Genomic DNA, 24759 nt, shown 5'->3' on the forward strand with positions numbered 1-24759 from the left:
GGCTGCGCCGTCGTGCGGGCCAGGCGCTCGCTCTCCTGTTCGTCATTGCGGTAGTGGCCACCGTCGTCGTACTGCTCCTTCGCCGCGGGGACAACACGCCGTCCGCGCACCGCCCGAAGCCGACACCGACGCCGACCGTCACTGGCGCCCGCCTCGCCCAACCCGATGTCGCCACGTCGTTCATCGCCGGGGCGGCCTCGGACATCGCGGCGGTGACGACCTACGACTACCGCACTCTCGACGACGCGTTGGAGGCCGGATCGGCGGTCACCGTCGGTGCCTACCGGCAGGCCTACCGGGCCGCCCTGACCGGTGATCTCGCGGCGACCGCGCTTCGGAATCACGTCGTGCACACCTTCGAGACCCTGGAACTCGGGGTCGGCGAGATGAACGCGGCCGGCACGCAGGCGAAGTTGTTGATCTTCGGCCGCGAACGGGTCGCCGACGACAGTACGAAGGGCGGCACGCGGATCACGCCCAGCACCCTCTGCGCGACCGTCGTGCGTCAAGGCAACCGCTACCTGATCAGTGCTCTCGTCGAGAACGCGAACGCCGGGCTGCCGCCGGGTGGGTCGGAGCTTCGAGTGGCGGCGGAGGCCGGCCGGTCCGAGGTCGTCAATCTGCTGAGCTACCGTCGCGCCGACTTCGACGCCGACGTCCAGCGGGCCGAGGCCGGTGCGGTCAGCCCGCTCAAGGAGCAGATCGCGAACAACGCGGCGCAAACCGGTGCGGCGATGCGCAAGGGGCACTACGACCTCAACGGTTCGGTGACTGCGGTCGCCGTCGAGCGTGCCTCGGGCGACTCCATCGCGATGCTGGTGGCAGCGCAGTCGAACCGGGTGGTGGACGGCGCGGCCGCGCCGAGCGTCTCGTCGTTGCGCTACGTGGTGACGGTGACGCGCACCGAGAGCGGTTGGGCGGTCAGCCAGGTCAGAAACATCGACGGCGGATGACGGTGCCGGCAGCCCCGCCGGCCCGTGCGCTTCTTGCCCTGTCGGCGTCAGCGTTCGTCGTCCTCGCGGCCGAGCCGCTGTACCTGCTGGTCGACACCGCCGTCGTCGGACACCTCGGCCCGCACGCACTCGCCGGCCTGGGTGTCGGTGCCGCGCTCATGGCGCTGCTGACCATCGTCGGCACGTTCGTCGAGTACGGGACGACGTCGCGGGCCGCCCGCTGGTACGGCGCCGGCCGGGTCGACGCAGCGATCGGGGAAGGTGTCCAGGCCTCGTGGCTGGCCGCGGTTATCGGCCTGGCCGTGGTGGCGGCGGGCGAGATGTTCGCCGGCCCGCTCACGAGCCTGCTCGCCGGCTCGCACTCCACACAGCAGGCCGCCGAGTCCTGGTTCCGGATCGCCGTACTGGGGATGCCCGGCGTCCTGCTCGTGCTGGCCGGCAACGGGTGGATGCGCGGCGTCCAGCGAACCCGCGAGCCGGTCTGGATCGTGGTGACCGCCAACGCCCTGTCGGCCATCGGCTCGCCGCTGCTCGTCTACCCGGCCGGCCTGGGTCTGCAGGGTTCGGCGATCGCCAACGTCGGCGCGCAAGCCGTCGCCGCCGCCCTGTTCCTGCGGGCCCTGGGCAAGGCGGCGACGGGCGTCCGGCCCAACCGCACGGTGATGCGTGCGCAGGTGCTGGTCGGCCGCGACCTCATCCTGCGGTCGGCCGCCTTCCAGGTCGCCTTCCTGACGGCCGCCGCGGTGGCCTCGCGGATGGGGACGGCCCAGATCGCCGCTCACCAGATCGGGCTGCAGCTCTGGGAGTTCACCGCACTGCTGCTCGACTCGTTCGCGATCGCGGCCCAGTCGCTGGTCGGTGCCGCGCTCGGCGCATCCGACGCCGCCGCTGCCAGGGTGATGGCCTGGCAGGTGTCGCGATGGGGGCTCTACGCCGGCGTTGCCTTCGGCGCCGTCTTCGCCGCCGGCCGGGTGCTGATTCCGCGCGTCTTCACGTCCTCGCCCGAGGTCCTGGCCCAGACCCACATCCTGTGGCCGTGGTTCGTCGCCATGCTGCCCGCCGCGGGCATCGTGTTCGCCCTCGACGGGGTGCTCATCGGCGCCGGCGACGTCGGCTTCCTCCGCACGATCACGATCGTCGCCGCGGTCGGCGCGTTCGCCCCGCTCAACCTGGCCGCACTGCACTGGAAGTGGGGTATCGGCGGCGTGTGGGCCGGGTTGGCGGCGTTCATCGTGGTGCGCCTCGTCGGCATGGTGCTCCGCACGCGCGGTGACAAGTGGGCCGTCACCGGGGTGACGGCGTAACGCACCGGACTCACCCGAAGGCGACCTCGGCGAGGAGATCGACCTGAGCCGGGTCGCCGATGGAGGGATCGAGAATCAACTCATCCACTCCCGCCGCGGCGTACGCCTCGACCGCGCCCTTGATCGCCTCGGGGGACCGCAGCGCACTCCCGGCGATCATCGTGGCGACCTCGTCGCCCATCGGCGAGTAGTAGTCGTGGATGTTGGCGCGGGACTGCTCCTCTGTGCCGTTCCCGAGCGAGAAGTACGCGAGGGCGACGACACGCGGGGCGCCGTCGCGGCCGGCTCGCTGCCACGCGGCCCGGACCTTGGCCGCGAACTCGGCGACCGCGTCGGGCGCCATGCCCCCGGCCGTCCAACCCACGCCGTACTCGACCACGCGGCGGACGGCGGCGTCGGTTGTGCCGCCGATGATCAGCGGGATCGGCATTTGTACCGGCGTCGGGGCCACTGCCCTGGTGTTCGGCAGCACCGACTGGCCGGCCCAGGCAGCGGCGAGGTCGGCCAGCTGCTGATCGAAGATCGCGCCGCGCCGTGAGAAGTCGCGGCCGGTGAGGGTGAGGTCACCGGAACGCCACCCGACGCCAAGGCCGAGTGTGAGCCGGCCTCCGGTCAGCTGGTCGGTGGTGGCCGCTTGCTTGGCCAGTTCGGCGGTGCTGCGCGCCGGCGCGATGAGGACGTTGCTGAGGAAACGGATGCGTTCGGTGACCGCGCCGGCCGCCGCGAAGACGGTCAGTTCCTCGTAGCTGGGGTAGTCGACCGCGCCGATCGTGGCGAGGGTGCTGAACCCCGCCGCGTCGGCCTTGCGCGCCCACTCGAGCAGCTCGCGCCCGGTGACGCCACGAACGGTGTTGGGTGCTCCGATGCCGATGTCCACGTGATTCCTGTCCCCAGACGATGTTGGACGGCAAACTAGCAGACATGTCACCATTCCCGGGCCTCGAATCGGTACGGTCGGCACCGGTCGCCCGACTGGCCACCGTGCGCCCGGACGGCCGTCCGCACGTCGTCCCGATCGTCTTCGCGATCGTCGAGGACCACACGCTCGTCTTCGCCGTCGACGGCAAGCCCAAACGCACGCTGCAGCTGCAACGGCTGCGCAACATCGCCGTGCAGCCGGCCGTGTCGATCCTCGTCGACCACTATGCCGCGGACTGGGCGGCGCTGTGGTGGGTGCGTGTCGACGGGATCGCCGCGGAGGTCGCCGACGAGGCGCGGCGCGCGGTCTACGTCGCGGCCCTGGCCGCCAAGTACTCGCAGTACCGAACGGAGCCGCCGCGCGATGCCGTCGTGGCCGTCTCGATCTCGGTCACGACCGCATGGGCCGCCGACGGGCGTGCCTTGCCGTAGCAACGGTTCGACGACGGGTCCCGGCTGCGGGACGGGGGACTTCTACGCTGGGTCGGTGCCGAGCCCTCCGCCTCCGACGCCGGGCGGCCTGGTCGTCGTCGACAAGCCGCAGGGCGTCACCTCGCACGACGTCGTCGCCAGGATGCGGCGCCTCGCGCACACGCGCCGGGTCGGCCACGCCGGCACGCTCGATCCGATGGCCACGGGTGTGCTCGTGCTCGGCGTCGGACCGGGCACCAAGCTGCTGCACCACCTGGTGCTGGTCGACAAGTCGTACGCCGCGACGATCCGGCTGGGCCAGTCGACAGCGACCGACGACGCCGAGGGGGACGTGATCTCCGGCGCGTCAGCCGCGGCGCTGGACGACGTGGCCGTGCGGGAGGCGATGCGCCCGCTCACCGGGGCGATCATGCAGGTGCCGAGCGCGGTCTCGGCGATCAAGGTCGACGGGCGGCGCGCCTACCAGCGCGTCCGCGACGGCGAGACGGTGGAACTGGCGGCCCGGCCCGTCACCGTCGCTCGGTTCGACGTCGTCTCCTGCCGCCGGGCGAGCCCCGACCTGCTCGATGTCGACGTCGAGGTGGACTGCTCGTCCGGCACCTACGTGCGGGCGCTCGCCCGCGACCTCGGTGCGGCTCTCGGCGTCGGCGGCCACCTGACTGCGCTGCGGCGGACGCGCGTCGGCTGCTTCACCCTCGACACCGCGCGCACCCTCGAGGACCTGGCCCAGCTCGACGACCCGATCACCCTGCCGCTGGCCGACGCCGTACGGACCGCGATGGCGGTCCGCGCGGTCGACGCCGACGAGGCACGGGAGCTGTCCTTCGGCCGTTCGCTCGCCACGATCGGCCAGGGCGGCGTCCACGGCGCCATCGGACCGGACGGCATGGTTGTCGCGCTGCTGCGTGAGGAGGACGGGCGGGCCCGGCCGGTACTGGTGTTCGCCGCGGCGGGGTAGGACAACTGCCGTGACCGATGACCTGGAGGTGGCTCGTGCGCTGCTGCCGAGCGTCCGCCTGGAACCGCTCGAAGAGCTGCGCGGCGGCGAGCGGTCGTCTGTGCAGCGCGTGCACGCCACCTATCCGGACGGAAACCGGTCCACCCTCGTCGTCAAGCGCTACCTCGCGGCGGGGGAGGGATGGGTTCGGGAATCGGCCGCCCTCTCGGTCCTGCCTGCGTCCGTGCCCGCCCCTCGAGTCGTCGCGGTCGGCGACCAGCCACCCGTGCTCATCACCGACGATCTGGGCGGCGGTGGCAGCGTGGCCGACGCCCTGCTCGGCACCGACCCGGCGCTGGCCACCGCGGCGGTGGTCGGTTGGGCTCGGGCGATCGCGACACTCCACGTCGCCACTGCGGGCTCCCGACAGTCCTTCCGGGATGCAGTGGACGAACGGCAGGGCGACCTACCGGTCGCGGAGTCGCGGATGTCGATCGATCTCGAGGACGCCATCCGCGTCCTCGACCGGGAGTGCGGCGCGCTCGGTGTGCGGGTCCCGGCAGGGGCGTTCGAGGAGCTGCGCGGTGTCGGCAAGCGCCTTGGCGCGTCCGGTCCCGCCGCCCTCACCCCGGCCGACACCTGCCCGGACAACAACGTGGCCGCCCCGTCGGGCCTGGCCCTGCTCGACTTCGAGGGCGCCGAGTGGCGCCATCTCGCGTGGGACGTCGCCTACCTGCTGGTGCCCTGGCCGACCTGCTGGTGCTCCTGGCGCCTGCCGGCCGCGGTGGCCGACCAGGCGCTGGACGCCTACCGGCGCGTCGCCGCTGCGGCCTTTCCGCAGGTCGCGGAGCCCGGTTTCGCGGCCGACCTCGACGCCGCTGTCCTTGGTTGGGCGCTGCTGTCCACGAGTTGGTTCATCGACAACGCGCTCGGCAGCGATGCACCGGCGAACCCGGAGAAACCGACGCCGACCCGCCGGGCGATGATCATGCACCGCCTGGAGAGCGTCGCCGGCTCGCGTGAGGTCCCGGCGGCGGCCGAACTCGCCGGTCGCTTGGCGGGCGCCCTGCACACCCGCTGGGGTGATGTTCCGCTCGCCTACGCCCGGGCGTTCACCGCCGCTCAGTAAGGTTTGAGCGTGCAACGCTGGCATGGCTTCGACTCGATCCCGACAGGATGGGGGCACTGCGTCGTCACGATCGGGGTGTTCGACGGGATCCATCGCGGCCACCAGTCGATCATCGCCGAAGCCGTGCGGATGGCCGGCGAGCGCGGCGTGCCGAGCGTCCTCATCACGTTCGTGCCGCATCCGTCGGAGGTTGTCCGGCCCGGGTCGCATCCGCCGGTGCTGACGAGCATCGTCCGGCGGGCCGAACTGGTCGAGCAGCTGGGCGTCGACGTGTTCTGCGCCCTACCCTTCACCCTCGAGTTCTCGAAGATGGCGCCGGACGAGTTCGTCCATCAGGCACTCGTCGACCGCCTCCACGCGTCGGCCGTCGTGGTCGGCGAGAACTTCCGGTTCGGTCACAAGGCCGCCGGTGACGTCGCCCTGCTCAGCCGGCTCGGCCGCACCTTCGGCTTCACCGCCCACGGCGTCCCGCTGCTGACCGAGGGCGACACCCCGCTCAGCGCCACTTACGTCCGGTCCTGCGTCAACGCCGGGGACATGCGCACGGCGGCACAGGTGCTCGGCCGTCCGCATCGGGTCGACGGCGTCGTCGAGCGGGGCGACCAGCGCGGTCGCGAACTGGGTTTCCCCACCGCGAACCTGCGGGCCGACGCCTGGGCCGCGGTACCGGCCGACGGTGTCTACGCCGGCTGTGTCGTGCGGCTCGACGAGTGGGGCCGGACGGTGGCGCCGCTGGGGACGGCGGCGATCTCGGTGGGCACCAACCCGACCTTCGAGGTACGCCAACGCCGGGTCGAGGCCTACGTGCTGGACTTCAGCGGCGACCTGTACGGCGCAACCGTCGGCGTCGAGTTCGTCGAACGGCTGCGCGGCATGGAGAAGTTCGACAGTGTGGACGCCTTGGTGAAGCAGATGCACGCCGACGTGGACCGCACGCGCGAACTCATGGGCTGAGCGTCAGGTCGCCAGCAGACCGCGCAGGACCCGGCCGAACAGCAGCCGTCCGGCGAGGGCGAACAAACCCGCGCTGAAGGCCGGGGCCCACGCCGGGACGGCGACCTCCCGCCAGATCACCCGCGAGCCGGTTCGGTTCGGCTCGACGGACAGCTCCGCCCATCCGGTCATGACCCGACCGCGCTTGAGGAGCCGGCAGTGTCCGGCCGACCCGTCGTGGGGCGGTTCCCATTCCACGACCTCCATCGGGTCGTCGAAGCCGAATCGGCCCACGCCGGTGCGCGCGCTGAACACCGTCGCCAGCCCGTTCGGCGGGGGAGTGCGCACCTCGATCCGGGTGAGTGGCACGTACCGGCCGTGGGCCGCCCAGTCGACGATCCGCCGCCAGGCGGCCTCGACGGGGAGCGGCGTGTCGCGGACGACGACGAAGGGGGCCATGCGCCCGGAGTCTAGGTATCGTCGCGAGGGAGTCGGCCGCGGCGGTTCGGATCCGGGGCCGTCCCCTGGTAACCTGGAGGCCGAAGGTCCGCGCTCTGCGTGAACCCTCCGCATCGCGTGTTACTCATCCACCGTGACCTAGACCGGTGGAGCGCGCCTGCATCGAGTACCGAAGGAGTCGTCCGTGCCCCTGGCTCAGGATGTCAAGAAGCAGATCATCGCCGAGTACGGCTCCTCGGAGTCCGACACCGGCTCGGCCGAGGTCCAGGTCGCGATGTTGAGCCGTCGCATCAGCGACCTCACCGAGCACCTCCGCTACCACAAGCACGACCACCACAGCCGGCGCGGCCTGCTGCTTCTCGTCGGCCAGCGCCGCCGGCTGCTCAACTACCTCGCCAAGACCGACATCAACCGATACCGGTCGATCATCGAACGTCTCGGCCTGCGCCGATAGTTCGCAAGGGGAGCGACGTCTGTCGCTCCCCTTCTTCGTTCCACCAGACAACAGAACATCCACCGCCGGACGCACACACGCGCGTCCATTGCGACTTCGAGGACGCCGGTCCTCGGTAGTGGCGGCCGGGGCACCAGTACAAGACGCGCTCCGTCCGCTTCGATCGAAGACCGGCACCCATCAGAGGTGTTAGCTCGTACGTCGCATGTGCGCAACCGGCACGTACGAGAGGACACCTCTATGACAGAGGCCACCAACGACGACGGCGTCTTCGAGACCGTCGCAACCATCGACAACGGCAAGTTCGGCACCCGGAGCATCCGCTTCGAGACCGGGCGGTTGGCCAAGCAGGCCGCCGGGTCGGTCGTCGCCTACCTGGACGACGACACCATGCTCCTGTCGGCCACCACGGCCGGCAAGCACCCCCGCGAGGGCTTCGACTTCTTCCCGCTGACGGTCGACGTCGAAGAGCGCATGTACGCCGCCGGTCGCATCCCCGGGTCGTTCTTCCGCCGCGAAGGACGTCCGAGCGAGGACGCCATCCTCACCTGCCGGCTCATCGACCGGCCGCTGCGCCCGACCTTCATCAAGGGCCTGCGCAACGAGGTCCAGGTCGTCATCACGGTGATGGCGCTCAACCCGGACCACGCCTACGACGTCCTGGCGATCAACGCCGCGTCGGCGTCCACCCAGATCTCCGGCCTGCCGTTCTCCGGCCCGGTCGGCGGCACGCGGGTCGCGCTCATGGACGGCCAGTGGGTCGGCTTCCCGACGCACACCGAACTCGAGCAGGCCACCTTCGACATGGTCGTCGCGGGACGCGTCCTCGACTCCGGTGACGTCGCCATCATGATGGTCGAGGCCGAGGCCACCGAGCAGTCCATCGAGCTCATCGCCGGCGGCGCCAGCAAGCCGACCGAAGAGGTCGTGGCCGAGGGGCTCGAGGCCGCCAAGCCGTTCATCGCCGAGCTGTGCCGGGCTCAGGCCGAGCTGGCCAAGTCGGCGGCCAAGCCGACCCGCGACTTCCCGGTCTTCCTCGACTACCACGACGACGTGCTCGAGGCCGTCACCGCCGAGGTCTCCGATTCCCTCGCCCAGGCACTCACCATCGCCGACAAGCAGGACCGCGAGAACCGGCTCGACGAGATCAAGGCGCAGGCGAAGGAGACCGTCGGGCCGCGTTTCGAAGGCCGCGAGAGCGAGATCAGCGGGGCCTACAAGGCGCTGACCAAGAAGCTGATCCGCCAGCGCATCCTGCGCGAGAAGGTCCGCATCGACGGTCGCGGCCTGGCCGACATCCGCACGCTCTCGGCCGAGGTCGAGGTCATCCCGCGGGTGCACGGCTCGGCGTTGTTTCAGCGGGGTGAGACGCAGATCCTCGGCGTCACCACGCTGAACATGCTCGGTCTCGAGCAGAAGCTCGACACGCTGAGCCCGAACCGCACCAAGCGCTACATGCACAACTACAACTTCCCGCCGTACTCGACCGGCGAGACCGGTCGCGTGGGTTCGCCGAAGCGCCGCGAGATCGGTCACGGCGCGCTGGCCGAGCGGGCGTTGTTGCCGGTGCTGCCCTCGCGCGACGAGTTCCCGTACGCGATCCGGCAGGTCTCCGAGGCGCTCGGTTCCAACGGCTCGACGTCGATGGGTTCGGTCTGCGCCTCGACGCTGGCTCTGCTGAACGCCGGTGTGCCGCTGCGGGCCCCGGTCGCCGGCATCGCGATGGGCCTGATCTCCGACACCGTCGACGGCAAGACCGAGTACGTCGGGCTGACCGACATCCTGGGTGCCGAGGACGCGTTCGGCGACATGGACTTCAAGGTCGCCGGCACGAAGGAGTTCGTGACCGCCCTGCAGCTCGACACCAAGCTCGACGGCATCCCGTCCGAGGTTCTTGGTGCGGCGCTCAAGCAGGCCCGCGACGCCCGGCTGCACATTCTCGACGTCATGGCCGAGGCCATCGACGAGCCGGACGAGATGAGCCCGTACGCCCCTCGCGTCACCGTGGTGAAGATCCCGGTCGACAAGATCGGCGCGGTCATCGGCCCCAAGGGCGCGATGATCAACTCGATCCAGGACGAGACCGGCGCGCAGATCACGATCGAAGACGATGGCACGATCTACGTCGGTGCCGCCGACGGCCCGTCCGCGGCCGCCGCGGTGGACCAGATCAACGCGATCGCCAACCCGCAGATGCCCAAGGTGGGGGAGCGCTTCCTCGGCACCGTGGTGAAAACGGCCGCGTTCGGCGCGTTCGTCTCGCTGCTGCCCGGTAAGGACGGCCTCGTGCACATCAGCAAGTTGGGCCGCGGCAAGCGGGTCGCCAAGGTCGAGGACGTCGTCAACGTCGGCGACAAGATCCAGGTCGAGATCGCCGAGATCGACCAGCGGGGCAAGATCAGCCTCGTGCTTGTCGACGACGAGGCGGCCAACGGCTCGGCGGCTCCGGCCAACGAGCCCGCGGACGCTCCGGCCGTCAGCTAGCCGCAACCGCACCGAAGCTGTCCGCGCTTCCTCGGCAAATAGGCCGGGGAAGCGCGGACAACTCGGTTAATCGCCCTTCACGTTGACGATTTGGCGCAGCTCGTGCACCACCTCGACCAGGTCGCGGGCATCTGGTCCTCGAGGATCGAGGCGACGTTGGCCAGCTTGGACACGCAGACCATCGTCCCCACGGCGGCAATCCGGAAATCGTCACCGGCGCGGGGATTGGCATCCGGGGCCGCCGCTCGGTCGTCATGCAGGCCTTGAGCGGCGCCGCGGTGACCCCGTCCTCCGCTCCGCCCGCCACTGCCGCGATGAGTTCCGCCTGACGGCAACGTTCTACTGGTATGACAATTCCGATGGACCCAATGGGCGTCGCCTTCCGCGCCGGTGACGAGACGGCGCTGACCACCGCGATGGAGCGTCATCGCCGGGAACTGCACGTGCACTGTTACCGGATGCTCGGATCGTTCGACGACGCCGAGGACGCCGTGCAGGAAACCTTCGTGCGCGCGTGGCGAGCGCACGCCGAGTTCGACGGCGGACCTCACGTGCGGGCGTGGCTGTACCGCATCGCGACGAACACCTGCCTCGACGCCATCCGTCGGAACAAGCGGCGCGCGACCCAACTCGGCTCCTTTGCCGAGGTGCCGTGGCTCTCGCCGTACCCGGACCGGATGCTCGACCTCGTCGCGCCGCCGGAGGACGAGCCGCAGGCGGTGCTCGTCGCGCGCGAGACCGTCGAACTGGCCTACATCGCCGTCATCCAGCTGCTACCGGCCCGGCAGCGCGCCGTCCTGCTACTGCGCGACGTCCTGCAGTGGCCGGCGAGCGAGACGGCCGCGGCGCTCGAGATCACCGTGGCGGCGGCCAACAGCGCGCTGCAGCGGGCGCGAGCGACGCTGCGAGAGCAGTTGCCCGACCGGGACGCGCCGCGGCGGTCCGACCTGTCGACCGACGAGCGCGCGTTGCTGATGCGGTTCATTGCCGCGCACGAGAGCGGCGACGTGCACGAGGCGGTGTCACTCATGCGTGATGACATTCGCGTGACGATGCCGCCCTACCCCTATCTGTACGAGGGCGTGGCTGCGGTCAGTGAGCTGATCCGGACCGGGACCGGTGCCGCCGGCCCGGAGATGTGGATCCTTCGGCCCACGGCGGCCAACCGGATGCCAGCTGCGGCGTCGTACCTGTGCGAACCGGGGGAGAGCCGGGCGCGACTGTTCAAGTTCGACGTCCTGCGGATCGTCGGCGGCCGCATCGCCGAGATCACCACCTTCGGCCCCGAACTGGCGGAACAGTTCGGCGTGCCCAGCCAGCTCTGAAATTCCGTACCGCTGAACGCCTCGGCGCCGCGCGACATAGGGTGGCGACAGAGTGCTCTCGGCGATGCGAATGAAGTAGGAGGTCCGCGTGCGGCCGCTGCGCGGACTGCCGGTCGAAGTACGTGCTCTGGTCGGCGTCGCCTTCATGGTGGCGCTCGGCTTCGGGCTCGTCGCGCCCGCGCTGCCGTTGTTCGCCCGCCAGTTCGGCGTGGGCAAGGCGGCCGCGGGAGCGGTCGTCAGCGCCTTCGCCTTCATGCGGCTGGTCATGGCGCCCTTCGTCGGGCGCCTCGTGAACGCCTTCGGCGAACGCCTCATGCTGGCAACCGGCATCGGCGTGGTTGCGCTCTCCAGCGCCCTCGCCGGGCTGGCCCAGAGCTATTGGCAGCTGCTCGTCCTGCGCGGCATCGGCGGCCTCGGCTCGATCATGTTCAGCGTCAGCGCCGCCAGCCTGCTGATCCGGGTCACACCAGCGCACCAGCGCGGCCGGGCGCAGGGCGTATGGGCCGGATCCTTCCTGATCGGCATGATCGCCGGGCCGGCCGTCGGCACGATCGCGAATTTCTCGCTGCGCGCCCCGTTCTTCCTGTACGCCGGGACGCTCGTCGTCGCGGGCCTGATCGGCCTGGGCGCCCTGCGGCACAGCGAGCTCGCCGCGCCTCAGGCCGAACGCACCGCCCCCCTCCGCCTGGCCGTGGCCTTGCGCAACCGCGCCTATCTCGCAGCGCTCGCTGCGTCCTTCGCGGGTGACTTCGCCCTGGTCGGCGCCCGGTCGGCGATCCTGCCCCAGTTCATCACCGACCGGCTCGGGCTGGGCAACGGGTGGGTCTACGCGGCCTTCTTGGTGGTCAGCATCGTGAGCGGGGCTCTCCTGCTACCGGTTGGGCGGTTCGCCGACACCGGCGGTCGGCGCCCGGGCATCATGACCGGCTCCCTCGTCGGAGCCGCCGGTTTCATCGTGCTGCCCAGCGTGTCGGCCGGGATCGGCCTGATCGTGGCGGCCGTCCTGCTCGGTGTCGCCGCGTCGGCGGACTCCGTGGCCCCGGGCGCGATGATGGGCGACGTCGTCGCCGGCCGGGGCGGCACGGTCGTCGCGGTGTTCCAGATGGCGGGGGATCTGGGCGCGGTGCTCGGTCCGGTCGTGGCCGGCTGGGTCGCCGACGGGGCGGGGTACGCGGCGACCTTCGCCGTCAGCGCCGTCGTGTGTGCGGCTCCGGTCGTGGCGGTACTGGCGGCCCCCGAGACGCTCCGCCGCGCGGCGCCCACTCAGCCGCCTGCCCCCGCCTCGGGCGTCACCTGAGCTGAATGTCCGGGTTCCGAGCGTGATGCATCCGACTCGGCCCGGATCGGAATCCGATGGAGCATTGCGCAGTTGCTAATCTCTATAGAACCGATCGGAATACTAGAATCGATCGACATAGACGAAAGTAGGTCCGGTATGACGATGTCCCTCTCGCGTCCGCGCAGATACGCCGCGGCGGCCGCCGTGACGATCGCAGCGGCGGTCGGGGTCAGCGCCTGTTCCGGCGCGGCCGGCGGTGGCGGCACGGTCCGCCTCGTTGCCTACTCGGTGCCCAAGCCCGCATACGACGCTCTGGCCACTGCGTTCGCCAACACCCCGGCCGGCAAGGGCGTCGTCGTCAAGGGCTCGTACGGCCCGAGCGGCGCCCAGTCGAAGGCGGTCATCGCCGGCCAGAAGGCCGACTATGTCGCCTTCTCGGTCGAGCCCGACCTGACCAAGCTGGTTCCCGGCAAGGTGGACGCGAACTGGAAGACCGGTCCGACGAAGGGCCTGGTCTCCGACTCCGTCGTGGTCATCGTGGTCCGCAAGGGCAATCCGCTGCACATCACGGGCTGGGACGATCTCGTGAAGCCGGGTGTCAAGATCGTGACGCCGGTGCCGTCGTCGTCCGGCTCGGCGAAGTGGAACATCCTGGCCGCGTACCTCCACGTCATCTCCCAGGGCGGTACGCCCGCCCAGGCGGAGACCTACCTGAAGAACTTCTTCGGCCACGTCGTCAGCCGCGCATCCAGCGGAGCGGTCGCCACCACCCAGTTCACTTCGGGCACCGGCAACGTGCTGATCTCCTACGAGAACGAGGCGATCAGCGCCCGCGCCAAGGGCCAGAAGGTCGACTACATCGTTCCTGAGCAGTCGGTGCTGATCGAGAACCCGGCCGCCGTCACCAAGACAGCGGCCAAGGTGGCCAAGAAGTTCCTCGAGTTCGTCGAGAGCTCGAAGGGTCAGGAGATCTTCGCGAGCAAGGGCTTCCGACCGGTCGTGACGGGCACGAAGGTCGGCACGGTCACAGGCGCGAACGACCCGAGCAACCCGTTCCCGCCGGTCAAGCAGCTGACCACGATCGCCCAGCTCGGCGGCTGGAAGCTCGTGAACGACAAGTTCTTCGGTGATAACGGCATCGTGACAAAGATCGAGAAGTCCGCCTGACGATGACCCTGCAGCTGGACGCGGCGCCGGCGGAACCCCTTACGGGTGCCGCCGGCGCCGCGACCGTACCCAGGCGGCGATCGCGCCTGCCCAAGGGCCTGCCCCTGCGCCCGGCGTCCGGCACCACCCTCGGCGTCGTCGTCATCTGGATGAGCGTGCTCGTCCTGCTGCCACTGGCCGCCGTGATCGGCAAGGCGTTCGGCGGCGGGTGGGGCGCGTTCACCGACGCCGTCACCGAACCTGCGACCGCGTCGGCGCTCAAGCTGACCATCTCGCTGGCCTTCGGCGTCGCGGTCGTCAATTCGGTGATGGGGACGCTGGTGGCCTGGGTGCTGGTCCGTGAGCGGTTCCGCGGGTCCGGCCTGTTCGAGATGGTGATCGACATCCCGTTCGCGCTGCCCACCATTGTCGCCGGCCTGGTCATGCTGGCCATGTACGGCGGGCCGGATCCGATCGGGCCCAGTCTCGTGGGCACCCGCACCGGCCTGTTCGTCGCGCTGCTCTTCGTAACGCTGCCGTTCACGGTGCGGACCGTCCAACCGGTCCTGCTCGACCTCGATCGCGACGCCGAGCAGGCCGCGACGACGCTGGGCGCGAGCTCGCGGGTCGTCTTCCGGCGCATCGTGCTGCCCCAGCTGCTCCCGGCCATCCTGTCCGGTGGCATGTTGTCCTTCGCCCGGGTGCTGGGCGAGTACGGCTCGCTCGTCCTCATCTCCAGCAACCTCCCGTTCAAGACCGACATCGCCGCGGCGGTCATCTACGGCAAGTTGCAGGACAACGACCACCCCGCGCGCGCCACCCAGCAGGCGGCCGCCATCGCCACCGTCTTGCTCATCGTCAGCGCGGTCGTTCTTGTCGCCCTCGACCTGATTCATCGCCGGGCGGCGCGCCGTGGCTGACGTCCTGCTCGCGCCGGAACCGGCCACGACGACGCGCAAGGCGGTCTCACGCGCGCGGCCGACCGCAGCATCGCTCGGACTGCGCACCGTCGCGTTGCTCTACGTCGGCATCCTCGTGCTGCTGCCGGTGATCGTCATCTTCTACCGGTCGTTCCAGCCCGGGTTGGCCGAGGTGGTGGACGCGCTGCGCGAACCAGATGCCCAGCACGCCTTCCAGGTCACGGCGATCGTGGCCGGCAGCGCAGTCATCATCAACACCGTCTTCGGGGTCGCCGTCGCCCTGCTGCTGGCCCGCTACCGCTTCCCCGGCCGGCGGCTGCTGAGCGCGTTCGTCGATCTCCCGGTCGCGGTGTCGCCGATCGTCGTCGGGCTGGCTCTGGTGCTCGTCTTCGGCCCCACGGGCTGGTTCGGGCCGTTTCTCGAGCGCAACCGGGTCCAAGTGATCGCCGCCAAACCCGGCATGGTGCTGGCCACGGCGTTCGTGTCGCTGCCACTGGTCGTTCGCGCGGTCGTGCCGGTGCTGGAACAGACCGGCCTCGACCAGGAACAGGCAGCCGCCTCCCTCGGCGCCGCTGCGTTCACCCGGTTCCGTCGCATCACGATCCCGGCGATCCGGGTCGCCCTGACCTACGGCGTCGTGCTCACCATCGCTCGGTGCATCGGCGAGTACGGCGCGGTGCTCGTCGTCAGCAACAACATCGAAGGTGACACGGAGACCGCGCCGCAGCGGATCAACAATCTGATCGAGAGCGAGCAGGACTACAACTCCGCTTACGCCATCACGCTGGTGCTGATGCTGATCGCGTTCGCCGCCATCCTCGTGTCGGCATGGATCCGCCGCCGGAAGGGAATCTGATGGGGATCGAAGTACAGGGCATCGGCAAGCGCTTCGGCGACTTCGTCGCGCTCCAGGACGTCGACCTCACCGTCCGCTCCGGAGCGCTGACCGCGCTGCTCGGGCCCAGCGGCGGGGGCAAGTCGACGCTGTTGCGGATCATCGCCGGGCTCGAGAAGCCCGACACCGGCACGGTCGAGATCGACGGCGCCGACGCCACCCGGCTCGCCCCCCGGCACCGCGACGTCGGCTTCGTCTTCCAGCACTACGCCGCCTTCAGCCACCTGTCGGTCTACCGCAACGTCGCCTTCGGCCTCGAGATCCGCAAGCGGCCGAAGGACGAGATCCGCCGGCGGGTGCACGAGCTGCTCGACCTCGTCCACCTCGAGCAGTTCGCCGACCGGCTGCCGTCCCAGCTGTCAGGTGGCCAGCGACAGCGCATGGCACTCGCGCGGGCCCTCGCCGTCGAACCGAAGGTCCTGTTGTTGGACGAGCCGTTCGGCGCGCTGGACGCCAAGGTGCGCAAGGAACTGCGGGACTGGCTGCGTCGACTGCATGACGAGGTGCATGTAACGACGCTGTTCGTCACCCACGACCAGGAAGAGGCCCTCGAGGTCTCTGACGAGATCGTGGTGATCAACGACGGACGGGTCGAGCAGATCGGAACGCCGGACGAGCTCTACGACAAGCCGGTGAACCAGTTCGTCATGTCCTTCCTCGGTCCGGTCACGTCGCTCTCGGACCGGCTGGTCCGCCCGCACGACATCGAGGTCTTCACCTCACCGGTGGCCGACGCCGTCCCGGCCGAGGTCACCCGGCTCCAGCGCGTGGGCTTCGAGGTTCGGGCCGAGATGGCCACCGCGGCTCCCACGCCGACGATGGTGCAGCTGACCCGCGGCCAGAGCGAGGCGCTCGACCTCGTCGATGGTTCCAGGGTGTGGCTGCTGCCGGTCCCCAACAGCACGAACCTCTCGCCCTAGGCGCGGCGCAGGCGTCGGGCCCGGACCGCTCTGCGAGGATGCGACGATGCAGATCTCGGCGAAGACGGACTATGCGGTGCGGGCGTTGCTGAGCCTCGCCGCCCGGGAGCCCGAACTCGTGAAAATCGACGTCGTGATCACCGAGCAGGGGATGCCGCGCAAGTTCGTCGAGGCAATTCTGGGCGAGCTGCGGCGGGCGGGGATCGTCCGCAGCCAGCGCGGAGCCGACGGCGGCTACGCCCTGGCCCGCCCGGCCCGCGAGATAACCCTCGGTTCGGTGCTGCGCGCGGTCGACGGGCCGTTGGCCGAGGTCCGCGGCCTCCGACCGCACGAGACCACATACGCCGGAGTCGCGGAACATCTGCCCGAGGTGTGGGTCGCGGTGCGCGCGAGCCTGCGGCGGGTGCTGGACGAGACGACCCTGGCCCAGGTGCTCACCGGCAGTCTGCCGGCGCACGTCCGGCGGCTCAACGACGCCCCGGACGCCTGGTTGTCGCGCTGAGGATGCCGGCCGGGCGATCCTCGGCGTACGGTAATGCCACCGGTTGAAACGGACGAACCGGCTGATCGGGATCGAGGTCAGAGATGGGCGATATCGGTCCGCGCCGGCAGCGCTATGAGGTCCTGCCGGTGCCCGGCTACGGACTCGACGACGCCGACCTGTGGACCGTCCCGCAGCGGATGACCGTCCCGTCACCCGAACCGATGCCCGTGCCCCATCCAGAGCCGGTCCCCGAACCGGTGCCCGGCCCGGGCCCGGTGCCCGGCCCGCCGCCGCAACCAGGGCCGGGCCCCGCGCCGGTGCCGTCGGTCGAGCGCGGCTCCGAGCGGCGTCGGCGCTAGGCGCCACCGGTGGGGGAGTTCTGCGGCACCGAGCCGCTGGTCGGCGAGATCCTCGGCCTGCGGACGTTCCGCATCGACGACTCGGGGACGTTGCTGCCGCTGTACTCCGACGGTGCCTGGTACGACGGGGTCAACACCGCGGTCTGCTCGCCGCCCACCGGTTCGCATCACCGGGGCCCGCACCGGGTACCGGCCGACGACTGCGAGTGCGGCTTCTACGCCTATGGCAGCGTGGACGCCGCCGTGCAGAACCGGCAGACTCGCTACGTCCAGGCCGTCGTCTCGTGCTGGGGCGACGTCGTGGCCGGGACGAAGGGGGTGCGGGCCGCCCACGCCCGCGTCGACGCGCTCTGGATGAGCCCTGCGGCGCCGTCCTGGCTGCGCGCGCGCGTCTCCACCCGCTACCCGTCCGCGCGCCTGTATGCCGACGCCGGGGCGATGCTCGCCGAACACCCGTTGACCGAACTCGACTGTTACGAGCGCCCGCGGCCGCGTCGGGTCGGACCGGTGGTCGCCGCCGTGGTGGGCATAGCGGCGCTTCTCGGCCTCGGTCTGCTGCCGTTCGAGATGCTGCAGGGGAGTACCGCACTGTGGACGGCGTGGCTGTTGGTCACCGGGGCGGTGGCCGCGGGGACGGGCTGGCTGATGGTGGGCACCCACGGCGCGGGCCACTTCGCCGCCGCGTTCGTCATGGCGGGCGTGTTGGCGTGGCTCCTGGCCCCGGTATTCGGGATCACCGGCTGGGTGCTCCGCGTTCCGTTGCTGCGCGGTATTGCCGTGGCCGTGGGCGGGTACCTGCTGGCCCTGCGCCCGCACTACTTCCCGGTAGTCCGCGCCGCGCGCGAGCGGGCGTTCTGCGGCGTGCGCGCCTGAGCCTCCCGCCCGGCCCATCCGTAGGATCGCGGGATGACCTCGTCCCGTGCCGTCGCCCGAGCCACCACGCGACGGCTCGACGCGGCGACGGGCGGCGGTCGGATCACCCGCACTGTCCTGCCCGGCGGGCTGCGGGTGGTCACCGAGGCGATGCCGGGCGTGCGCAGCGCGAGCGTCGGAGTCTGGGTTCCCGTCGGTTCGCGCGACGAGACGCCGGCGCTCGCCGGGTCCAGTCACTTCCTCGAGCATCTGCTCTTCAAGGGCACGACCACTCGGTCGGCGCTCGACATCGCCAGCGAGATGGACGCGGTGGGCGGCGAGTTCAACGCCTTCACCGAAAAGGAGCACACCTGCTTCTACGCCACGGTTCTGGACCGCGACCTTCCGCTCGCGATCGACATCATCGGCGACGTCGTCCTCAACGCGACGATCACAGCGCAGGACGTCGACGTCGAGCGCGGTGTCGTCCTCGAGGAAATCTCCATGCGAGACGACGATCCGTCCGACCTGGTGCACGACGAGTTCGCCACCGCCCTGTTCGGCGACGTGCCGCTCGGCCGGCCGATCCTCGGCACGGAGGACTCGATCCGGACGCTGAGCCGGCGCCAGATCAACGGCTACTACCGGCGGCGGTACACCGCTGACTCAATGGTGATCTCGGTGGCCGGCAATCTCGACCACGCCGACGTCGTCCGCTTGGTGCGCCGCGCCTTTGCCGACAGACTCGACGAGACGCTGGGGCCGCGCCCGCCGCGTCCGTCGGTCGACGGCGCTTCGGAGTCCGGCCGGCCGGCGCAGCGGGTTGTCGTTCGCCCCGACGAGACCGAGCAGGCCAACCTCGTCCTGGGGTGCCGCGGCCTCTCGCGCCACGATCCGCGCCGGTACGCGGTGGGTGTCCTGTCATCGGCGCTCGGCGGCGGCATGAGCTCGCGGTTGTTCCAACGGGTGCGTGAGGAACGCGGGCTGGCCTACTCGGTGTATTCCTTCTCGAGCGGGTACGCCGATGCCGGCATGTTCGGCGTCTACGCCGGATGCCAGCCGGGCAAGACCGATGAGGTTCTCTCGCTCATCGTGACCGAGCTCGACGCCGCCGCCCGCGGTGAGCTGAGCGCGGCCGAGATCGAGCGTGGGAAGGGACAGATGCGCGGTGCGACGGTGCTCGGCCTCGAGGACGCCGGCTCCCGGATGACCCGCATCGGCAAGAGCGAGGTCGCCTACGGCGACATCATCGGGCTGGACGAGGTGCTGCGGCGCGTCGATGCGGTCACGGTCGGCGATGTCGCCGCGGCCGCGGCCGAGTTGCTCAGCCGGCCCCGCTGCCTCACCATCGTCGGACCCTTCGGGGACCACGACTTCGACGGCGCAGTCTGAAACCGGGAGTGGGACATGAGTGAGGCGATCAGAGTCGGCGTGCTCGGTGCGCGCGGCCGGATGGGCCAGCAGGTGTGCCGGGCGGTCGACGCGGCCCCCGACCTCGAGGTCGTCGCCATGGTGGACGCGGGGGACTGGCTCTTCAGCGTGGCCGACGCCGACTCCCAGGTGCTCGTCGACTTCACCCATCCCGACGTCGTCATGGACAACATCCGGTTCGCCATCGACCAGGGCATCCATGCCGTGGTCGGCACGACGGGCTTCACCGACGAACGCCTCGACACCATTCGCACCTGGCTCGCCGACTCGCCCGCGACCGGCGTCCTCGTCGCACCGAACTTCGGCATCGGGGCCGTCCTGTCGATGAAGTTCGCCCAGCTGGCCGCTCGTTACTACGAGTCGGTCGAGGTCATCGAACTGCACCACCCGAACAAGGCCGACGCGCCCAGCGGCACCGCCCTGCGGACGGCGGAACTGATCTCGGCCGCGCGGCACGAGGCCGGCATGGCGCCGCCGCCCGACGCCACCACCCAATCGCGCGAGGGCGCGCGGGGTGCCGACGTCGAGGGCGTGCACGTGCATTCGCTGCGCATAGCCGGCATGGTCGCGCACCAGGAGGTCCTCTTCGGGGCCGAGGGCGAAACGCTGAGCATCCGCCACGACTCCCTGGATCGGGTTTCGTTCATGCCCGGTGTGTTGCTCGCCATCCGCTCCGTCGCGTCCCGTCCGGGCCTCACCGTCGGTCTGGAAGCGCTGCTCGACCTGTGAGCTAGTCAGCATGAGTTTGCCCGACATCCTGGGTCCTGGCCTTCGCGTGGTCATCGCCGGAACCATCGCCGCGTGGGACCGCGACGCGCTCGAGCACTATTACGCCGGCGCCGGCAATTCGTTCTGGCTGCTGCTGCACGAGAGTGGGTTGACGTCGCGGCTGCTCGCACCGGACGAGGACCAGCTGCTGCCGAGCTACCGGGTCGGCCTCACCGACCTGATCCGCACCGAACCGTCCCCGCGGGGCGAGCCGCCTCGCTTCGATGTCGCCGGCTTTCACGCCAAGATCGCTGCTGCCGCTCCCGAAGCGCTCGCGTTCGTCAGCAAGACGGCCGCGTCGTCCTACGCCCGGGCCGCGGGCGAGCGAGCACCGCGTGGGTACGGCGAACTGTCCTGGTCGGTTGTCGACTGCCCGGCCTTCGTCCTGCCCGGCCCGTCGGGCGCGAACAACGGCATGCCGCTGCCGCTGCGGATCGCGCTGTGGCGCGATCTGGTCGACTTCCTCGACTCGCTCTGAGCGCGGTCGCTCAGTCGTTGCCGACGTGCGTGTCGAGCCAGGCGATGAGCGGGACGATGCCGCGCCAGCCCTTCACGATCTCCGCCTTGGCCTTCGGCGTGCCCAGCCAGTCGGGACAACCCAGGTCGGCCGCCGCCGTCAAGGTCTTGTAGCGCAGCAGTTCCGCACGCGGATGGTTCTTCGGATACCCCGACGGCACCCGGGTCAGCTGCTCGCCGCCGATCGTCAGCTTCTTCCGGCGTGCCGTTGCCAGCGTGCGCTCGAGCTGGGGTCCGGCGACGTCGTCCGCGACCGCCCGGCGCAGCCGCTCGACCTGGGTCGTGGACGTCTCCCAGTAGCCGCCGGCCAGTCGCAAGCCCGCGGCCGAGACCTGCAAGTACAGCGACGACTCGCTGAACCACGCCCCCTGGTGGGTCTTGTACGGCGTCTTGTCCTTGGCGAAGCGGACGTCGCGGTACGGGCGGAAGAGTTTGGCCGGTCCGAACTGCTTCTCCAGCTCAGCGGCCAACGCTTCGATCGGCGCGCGGACCGACTCGTCGTAGATGTGTTTGTGCGCCGTCCAGAACGACTTGGTGTTGTCGGCGTCGAGGTCCTCGTAGAAGTCGAGGGCGGCGATCGGGATCCCCTGAAAACTCATCCCAGGCCCTGAAGGGACGTGTGCAGACGGATCTCGCGCAGTTCGCTGGCTCCGGTGTCCAACGCGCGGACGAGCCCGTCTGGCGCCCAGCCGGCCGAGATCAGGAACTCGCGCGACACCGCGTCGCCCTCGGGTATCCAGGCGACTGCTCGCGTCATGCCGTCGCCGCGCGCGTGGTCGACGACCGCGGCCAACAGCCGCGAGCCGTGCCCGCGCCGGCCCCACCTCGGCTCGACCAGGATCACGGCCAGCGCGACTGTCGTGGCCGGCTCCGGGTCGTCGGTTTCGAGATCGTCGGCTGGCCCCAACGCGGCGAAACCGACCCGCCAGTCCTGCTCCTGCGCGACGAGCACGTGGTGGCGCCGGTCCGGCGGTTCGGAGATGGCTGCGCCCCACGTGGCCGCCGCGTCGTCCACGGTGACGCCGTCCAGGACCGCCGACGGGAGGATCTCCGCGTACGCGCTCCGCCAGGTCTCGACCTGGATCCGGCCGATCTCGGCCGCATCGTCCGGACGGGCAGGTCGAACACTGACATCGGCCATGCCCCGACCCTAACGACGCGTCAGGTCAGGGGTGTACCGGCCCGGGCGTCGACGATGTCCGGTTCCTCGTTGGTCGCTGCCGAGACGACGTGAGCCACGACCGCGACGACTGCGCCGATGACGATGAACATGACGCCGGCGCCGGTGTAGCTGTTCGGCGCGGCCTTCTCCACGAGCAATCCGATGCCGATCACCAGGCCGACCGCCCACGCCCAGGACGTGAAGCGGCGCCCGTAGCGACCGCCGTACCAGCTCAGCGAAAGGCCCAGGACGATCAGCATGATCCCGGTACCCACCTGCTTGAAGCTGGGTGCGGCCGCGACCACCCCGCCCGCGGTCGTCCCGAAGGCGGCATAGGCCATCGCCACTCCGGCCCCGCTGCGGCCCTCCTTGTCCAGGAAGGCGGCGATGGCGTAGTACGCCAAGCCGAAGGTCAAGCCGATCGCGGCCAACGAGTCGGTGCCGCTCGTGTTGAAGCCGTGGCCGGAGGTCGCCGAGAATGCCGTGCGGCCCAGTGAGTGACTGGCCACCTTGATGCCGATGTAGGCGGGCAGGGCGACAGCAGCGGCGCCGAGCAGGAACGACCGCCCGCGCGCACCGGGGACGAACAGGTAGCTGCCCAGCCACACGATGATCGAGACGATGTACACGGCATCGAGGTTGAACGGCAGGCCGCCGGTCACGGTGTTGCCGAGGTCGAAGGTCAGGAACATGAGCACGAGAGGAACGGCCACGGCCCCGCTGACGATGCCCGCGGTGGCAAGGGGACCACGCCGCCGGATGACGACCAACGTGTACCCGACGGCGGCCAGGACGAGGAACAACACCGCTCCGAGGAAGCGTCGGCTGCTGCCGTTCGAGGACACATCGCCGTTGTCGGAGAAGTTGATGTCGAAGCCGTCGGCGAGGTAACCGACCGTCCAGATCAGCAGGCCGATCAGGACGAGCGCCGCCCCCGCTCCGGCCAGCGAGATGCCGAAGCGCGGTTCGGGGCGGCGTTCGAGCCGCGCGCCGAGCCGATCGGCGACGGAGGTGCCGGCGGGCGCGGGGTCGCCGGTTGCCAGGTAGCCGCTCTGGGGGTAGCCACCGGGTTGGTACTGCGGCTGCGGCGCGTACTGCGGCGGCTGATACTGCGGCGGCTGATACTGCGGCGGGACATCCTGCGGTGGTCCTCCGCCGCCCGGGGTCGGCCGCGCGTGCGGCGATCCCGATGACGGGGGGCTCGGCGCCTGCCACTCGCCCGGCGGGGGGTACTGCGGCTCGCCGGGCCCGTTTCCGGCGTCTGGCGGCTGCGGCGGTTCAGTCATGAGGCCGAACCTAACGCGGCCACATGCCGATCGCGCGCAGGCTGTGGATCACGCGCCAGGCATGTCCGGTCCGGCGCTGGCCTCGGCGAACGCCTCGGCTTCGGCGCGTTCCCGGCTGCGCTTGCGGAAATGGAGCAGCACGTACACCGCGATCAAGAGCGCGAGGATGGCCAGCGGGGCCCACGTCAACGTCTCGCCCACGACGCCCAACGCGGAGGCGAAGGCATAGCCCAGCAGCACGCAACCCGGCGCCCAGACGATGCCACCCACGGCGTTCCAGAGCAGGAAGGTCCGGTACCGCATGCCACTCATGCCGGCCATGGACGGCATCAGCGCGCGCATCAGAGCGGTGAGCCGGCCGAGCAGCACGGCCTTCCCGCCATGGCGGTGGATGAATCCGTCCACCGCGGCCCAGCGGTGCTCGCCGATCCAGCGGCCGAGGCGGGACCGGCGCAGCGACGGGCCGAACTTCCTGCCGAACTCGTAACCGACCGAGTCACCACCGATCGCGCAGACGACGGCGATGGCGATCATGATCCCGAGATTCAGGTTGCCGTACTTCGAGTTGCAGAACACGCCGGCGACCAGCAGCGCGGTCTCGCCCGGCAGCACCATTCCGACGAGGAACGCCGCCTCGGCGAAGGCAAGCCCTCCGGCGACGAGGTACAGCCACAGGCCGACCGTCTCGCCGATCGACCTCATCACGTGCTCGAACATCGCCACATGGTGTCACGCCGACCGGTATCGGTGTCGGTGTCGCACCATACGGTTGGCCAGTGGTGCACCGATGACCGAGCTGCCCCGGCTGACCCTGGCCCAGGCCCGCCGAATCGCGCTCGCGGCCCAGGGTTTCGCCGAGCCCCGACCCGCTGGTCGCGTCGACGCCCGCCACATCCGCCGGGTTCTCGACCGGATCGCGATCCTGCAGATCGACTCGGTCAACGTCGTCTCGCGGGCGCACTACCTGCCGGTCTTCGCCCGGCTCGGCCCCTACCGGCACGAGATCCTCGACCGGATCACCGCCTACACGCCGCACCCGAAGCGGCCGGAGATGTTCGAGTACTGGGCCCACGCCGCTTCGCTGATCCCGGTCGAGATGCAACCGCTGCTCCGCTGGCGCATGCAGCGCGCCCACCTCGAGCCCTGGCCGGCCATCCGGCGGATCGCGAAGGACAACCCGGCGCTGCTCGAGGACGTGCTGTCACTGATCACCGAAAACGGCCCGATCACCGCCGGCGAGACGGGGATCCCACGGCCGGCGCCGCGACCCGGCCACATGTGGAACTGGCACGACGGCAAGATCGCGCTGGAGTACCTGTTCTACGAGGGACGCGTGACCACGGCGAAGCGGGTCAATTTCGAGCGGTTCTACGACCTGACCGAACGCGTGATCCCGGCCGCCGTCCTCGCCCA

General features: G+C 70.4%; 27 protein-coding genes. 21 read left to right on the forward strand and 6 right to left on the reverse strand.

What is annotated here, in order from left to right:
• Window positions 1-53: 53 nt before the first annotated feature.
• Entirely contained in the window at window positions 54-953 is a 900-nt protein-coding gene (locus ABR571_RS10530; RefSeq protein WP_409453150.1) for a hypothetical protein, read from the forward strand.
• Window positions 950-2257, forward strand: coding sequence for an MATE family efflux transporter (locus tag ABR571_RS10535; RefSeq protein ID WP_409453151.1), 1308 nt, complete (start codon window positions 950-952; stop codon window positions 2255-2257). The genes ABR571_RS10530 and ABR571_RS10535 overlap by 4 nt, the downstream gene beginning before the upstream one ends.
• Before the next feature lie 10 nt (window positions 2258-2267).
• Here ABR571_RS10535 and ABR571_RS10540 read toward each other — a convergent pair whose 3' ends face one another.
• The gene (locus ABR571_RS10540; RefSeq protein WP_409453152.1) at window positions 2268-3134 is read right to left on the reverse strand and encodes an LLM class flavin-dependent oxidoreductase; all 867 of its coding nucleotides are present in this window, start codon (window positions 3132-3134) and stop codon (window positions 2268-2270) included.
• Between the two features lie 44 nt (window positions 3135-3178).
• On the opposite strand from ABR571_RS10540, the gene ABR571_RS10545 reads away from it, so the two are divergent.
• The 4 genes from ABR571_RS10545 to ABR571_RS10560 are packed head-to-tail and all read left to right on the forward strand — an operon-like array spanning window position 3179 to window position 6627.
• On the forward strand, window positions 3179-3607 hold the full coding sequence (locus ABR571_RS10545) for a TIGR03668 family PPOX class F420-dependent oxidoreductase (protein ID WP_409453153.1): 429 nt from the start codon (window positions 3179-3181) through the stop codon (window positions 3605-3607).
• Window positions 3608-3662: 55 nt separating this feature from the next.
• A complete protein-coding gene (gene truB, locus ABR571_RS10550) occupies window positions 3663-4565 on the forward strand; it encodes a tRNA pseudouridine(55) synthase TruB (RefSeq protein WP_409453154.1) in 903 nt (300 codons plus the stop codon).
• Between the two features lie 10 nt (window positions 4566-4575).
• Window positions 4576-5673: a phosphotransferase gene (locus ABR571_RS10555; protein WP_409453155.1), complete on the forward strand. Its 1098-nt coding sequence runs from the start codon at window positions 4576-4578 to the stop codon at window positions 5671-5673.
• A 9-nt stretch (window positions 5674-5682) separates the two neighbouring features.
• Complete coding sequence (locus ABR571_RS10560; protein ID WP_409453156.1) at window positions 5683-6627, forward strand: bifunctional riboflavin kinase/FAD synthetase; 945 nt, start codon at window positions 5683-5685, stop codon at window positions 6625-6627.
• A gap of 3 nt (window positions 6628-6630) precedes the next feature.
• Here ABR571_RS10560 and ABR571_RS10565 read toward each other — a convergent pair whose 3' ends face one another.
• On the reverse strand, window positions 6631-7065 hold the full coding sequence (locus ABR571_RS10565) for an SRPBCC family protein (RefSeq protein WP_409453157.1): 435 nt from the start codon (window positions 7063-7065) through the stop codon (window positions 6631-6633).
• 184 nt (window positions 7066-7249) lie between these two features.
• Between ABR571_RS10565 and rpsO the strand changes: the two genes are divergently transcribed.
• The 14 genes from rpsO (at window position 7250) to ABR571_RS10635 (ending at window position 20860) form a co-directional block, all read left to right on the forward strand.
• Window positions 7250-7519, forward strand: a complete 270-nt coding sequence (gene rpsO, locus ABR571_RS10570; RefSeq protein WP_409453158.1) for a 30S ribosomal protein S15 — start codon at window positions 7250-7252, stop codon at window positions 7517-7519.
• 240 nt (window positions 7520-7759) lie between these two features.
• Window positions 7760-10003, forward strand: a complete 2244-nt coding sequence (locus ABR571_RS10575) for a polyribonucleotide nucleotidyltransferase (RefSeq protein ID WP_409453159.1) — start codon at window positions 7760-7762, stop codon at window positions 10001-10003.
• A gap of 347 nt (window positions 10004-10350) precedes the next feature.
• Entirely contained in the window at window positions 10351-11328 is a 978-nt protein-coding gene (locus ABR571_RS10580) for an RNA polymerase subunit sigma-70 (RefSeq protein WP_409453160.1), read from the forward strand.
• Between the two features lie 88 nt (window positions 11329-11416).
• On the forward strand, window positions 11417-12625 hold the full coding sequence (locus ABR571_RS10585) for an MFS transporter (RefSeq protein WP_409453161.1): 1209 nt from the start codon (window positions 11417-11419) through the stop codon (window positions 12623-12625).
• A 138-nt stretch (window positions 12626-12763) separates the two neighbouring features.
• Window positions 12764-13774, forward strand: coding sequence for an extracellular solute-binding protein (locus ABR571_RS10590; protein WP_409453162.1), 1011 nt, complete (start codon window positions 12764-12766; stop codon window positions 13772-13774).
• A 2-nt stretch (window positions 13775-13776) separates the two neighbouring features.
• A complete protein-coding gene (gene cysT, locus ABR571_RS10595; RefSeq protein ID WP_409453163.1) occupies window positions 13777-14673 on the forward strand; it encodes a sulfate ABC transporter permease subunit CysT in 897 nt (298 codons plus the stop codon).
• Window positions 14666-15529 carry a sulfate ABC transporter permease subunit gene (locus tag ABR571_RS10600; RefSeq protein WP_409453164.1) on the forward strand — a complete coding sequence of 288 codons (864 nt, stop codon included), beginning with the start codon at window positions 14666-14668 and terminating at the stop codon, window positions 15527-15529. The genes cysT and ABR571_RS10600 overlap by 8 nt, the downstream gene beginning before the upstream one ends.
• Window positions 15529-16488 (forward strand): sulfate/molybdate ABC transporter ATP-binding protein, encoded by a 960-nt coding sequence (locus tag ABR571_RS10605; RefSeq protein WP_409453165.1) that lies wholly within the window; start codon window positions 15529-15531, stop codon window positions 16486-16488. Before ABR571_RS10600 ends, ABR571_RS10605 begins: the two co-directional genes overlap by 1 nt.
• Before the next feature lie 46 nt (window positions 16489-16534).
• Complete coding sequence (locus tag ABR571_RS10610) at window positions 16535-16990, forward strand: RrF2 family transcriptional regulator (protein WP_409453166.1); 456 nt, start codon at window positions 16535-16537, stop codon at window positions 16988-16990.
• Window positions 16991-17073: 83 nt separating this feature from the next.
• Window positions 17074-17331: a hypothetical protein gene (locus tag ABR571_RS10615; RefSeq protein WP_409453167.1), complete on the forward strand. Its 258-nt coding sequence runs from the start codon at window positions 17074-17076 to the stop codon at window positions 17329-17331.
• Between the two features lie 9 nt (window positions 17332-17340).
• Window positions 17341-18204 (forward strand): hypothetical protein, encoded by an 864-nt coding sequence (locus tag ABR571_RS10620; protein ID WP_409453168.1) that lies wholly within the window; start codon window positions 17341-17343, stop codon window positions 18202-18204.
• A 33-nt stretch (window positions 18205-18237) separates the two neighbouring features.
• Entirely contained in the window at window positions 18238-19575 is a 1338-nt protein-coding gene (locus ABR571_RS10625) for a M16 family metallopeptidase (RefSeq protein WP_409453169.1), read from the forward strand.
• A 15-nt stretch (window positions 19576-19590) separates the two neighbouring features.
• The gene (gene dapB / locus ABR571_RS10630; protein ID WP_409453170.1) at window positions 19591-20343 is read left to right on the forward strand and encodes a 4-hydroxy-tetrahydrodipicolinate reductase; all 753 of its coding nucleotides are present in this window, start codon (window positions 19591-19593) and stop codon (window positions 20341-20343) included.
• 10 nt (window positions 20344-20353) lie between these two features.
• Window positions 20354-20860, forward strand: coding sequence for a mismatch-specific DNA-glycosylase (locus ABR571_RS10635; RefSeq protein WP_409453171.1), 507 nt, complete (start codon window positions 20354-20356; stop codon window positions 20858-20860).
• A 10-nt stretch (window positions 20861-20870) separates the two neighbouring features.
• Here the strand turns inward: ABR571_RS10635 and ABR571_RS10640 are convergent, their stop codons facing one another.
• Genes ABR571_RS10640 through ABR571_RS10655 form a run of 4 tightly spaced genes read right to left on the reverse strand, consistent with a single transcriptional unit; the run spans window position 20871 to window position 24063 of the window.
• Window positions 20871-21497 (reverse strand): DUF2461 domain-containing protein, encoded by a 627-nt coding sequence (locus ABR571_RS10640; protein WP_409453172.1) that lies wholly within the window; start codon window positions 21495-21497, stop codon window positions 20871-20873.
• A complete protein-coding gene (locus tag ABR571_RS10645) occupies window positions 21494-22039 on the reverse strand; it encodes an N-acetyltransferase family protein (protein ID WP_409453173.1) in 546 nt (181 codons plus the stop codon). The genes ABR571_RS10640 and ABR571_RS10645 overlap by 4 nt, the downstream gene beginning before the upstream one ends.
• Window positions 22040-22059: 20 nt before the next feature.
• Window positions 22060-23346: a hypothetical protein gene (locus tag ABR571_RS10650; RefSeq protein WP_409453174.1), complete on the reverse strand. Its 1287-nt coding sequence runs from the start codon at window positions 23344-23346 to the stop codon at window positions 22060-22062.
• A gap of 48 nt (window positions 23347-23394) precedes the next feature.
• A complete protein-coding gene (locus ABR571_RS10655; RefSeq protein WP_409453175.1) occupies window positions 23395-24063 on the reverse strand; it encodes a DedA family protein in 669 nt (222 codons plus the stop codon).
• A gap of 70 nt (window positions 24064-24133) precedes the next feature.
• On the opposite strand from ABR571_RS10655, the gene ABR571_RS10660 reads away from it, so the two are divergent.
• Window positions 24134-24759, forward strand: a 626-nt coding sequence (locus ABR571_RS10660) for a DNA glycosylase AlkZ-like family protein (RefSeq protein WP_409453176.1), incomplete at its 3' end; no start/stop codon positions are given.

The organism is Jatrophihabitans sp. (assembly GCF_046262535.1).
Classification (GTDB): Bacteria; Actinomycetota; Actinomycetes; order Mycobacteriales; family Jatrophihabitantaceae; genus Jatrophihabitans.

Coding starts and splice junctions, on each gene's coding strand:
- ABR571_RS10535 (WP_409453151.1), top strand. CDS start 950: ATGACGGTGCCGGCAGCCCCGCCGGCCCGTGCGCTTCTTGCCCTGTCG.
- ABR571_RS10545 (WP_409453153.1), top strand. CDS start 3,179: ATGTCACCATTCCCGGGCCTCGAATCGGTACGGTCGGCACCGGTCGCC.
- ABR571_RS10565 (WP_409453157.1), bottom strand. CDS start 7,065: ATGGCCCCCTTCGTCGTCGTCCGCGACACGCCGCTCCCCGTCGAGGCC.
- ABR571_RS10575 (WP_409453159.1), top strand. CDS start 7,760: ATGACAGAGGCCACCAACGACGACGGCGTCTTCGAGACCGTCGCAACC.
- ABR571_RS10580 (WP_409453160.1), top strand. CDS start 10,351: ATGACAATTCCGATGGACCCAATGGGCGTCGCCTTCCGCGCCGGTGAC.
- ABR571_RS10590 (WP_409453162.1), top strand. CDS start 12,764: ATGACGATGTCCCTCTCGCGTCCGCGCAGATACGCCGCGGCGGCCGCC.
- cysT (WP_409453163.1), top strand. CDS start 13,777: ATGACCCTGCAGCTGGACGCGGCGCCGGCGGAACCCCTTACGGGTGCC.
- ABR571_RS10605 (WP_409453165.1), top strand. CDS start 15,529: ATGGGGATCGAAGTACAGGGCATCGGCAAGCGCTTCGGCGACTTCGTC.
- ABR571_RS10610 (WP_409453166.1), top strand. CDS start 16,535: ATGCAGATCTCGGCGAAGACGGACTATGCGGTGCGGGCGTTGCTGAGC.
- ABR571_RS10615 (WP_409453167.1), top strand. CDS start 17,074: ATGGGCGATATCGGTCCGCGCCGGCAGCGCTATGAGGTCCTGCCGGTG.
- ABR571_RS10625 (WP_409453169.1), top strand. CDS start 18,238: ATGACCTCGTCCCGTGCCGTCGCCCGAGCCACCACGCGACGGCTCGAC.
- dapB (WP_409453170.1), top strand. CDS start 19,591: ATGAGTGAGGCGATCAGAGTCGGCGTGCTCGGTGCGCGCGGCCGGATG.
- ABR571_RS10635 (WP_409453171.1), top strand. CDS start 20,354: ATGAGTTTGCCCGACATCCTGGGTCCTGGCCTTCGCGTGGTCATCGCC.
- ABR571_RS10640 (WP_409453172.1), bottom strand. CDS start 21,497: ATGAGTTTTCAGGGGATCCCGATCGCCGCCCTCGACTTCTACGAGGAC.
- ABR571_RS10645 (WP_409453173.1), bottom strand. CDS start 22,039: ATGGCCGATGTCAGTGTTCGACCTGCCCGTCCGGACGATGCGGCCGAG.
- ABR571_RS10650 (WP_409453174.1), bottom strand. CDS start 23,346: ATGACTGAACCGCCGCAGCCGCCAGACGCCGGAAACGGGCCCGGCGAG.
- ABR571_RS10655 (WP_409453175.1), bottom strand. CDS start 24,063: ATGTTCGAGCACGTGATGAGGTCGATCGGCGAGACGGTCGGCCTGTGG.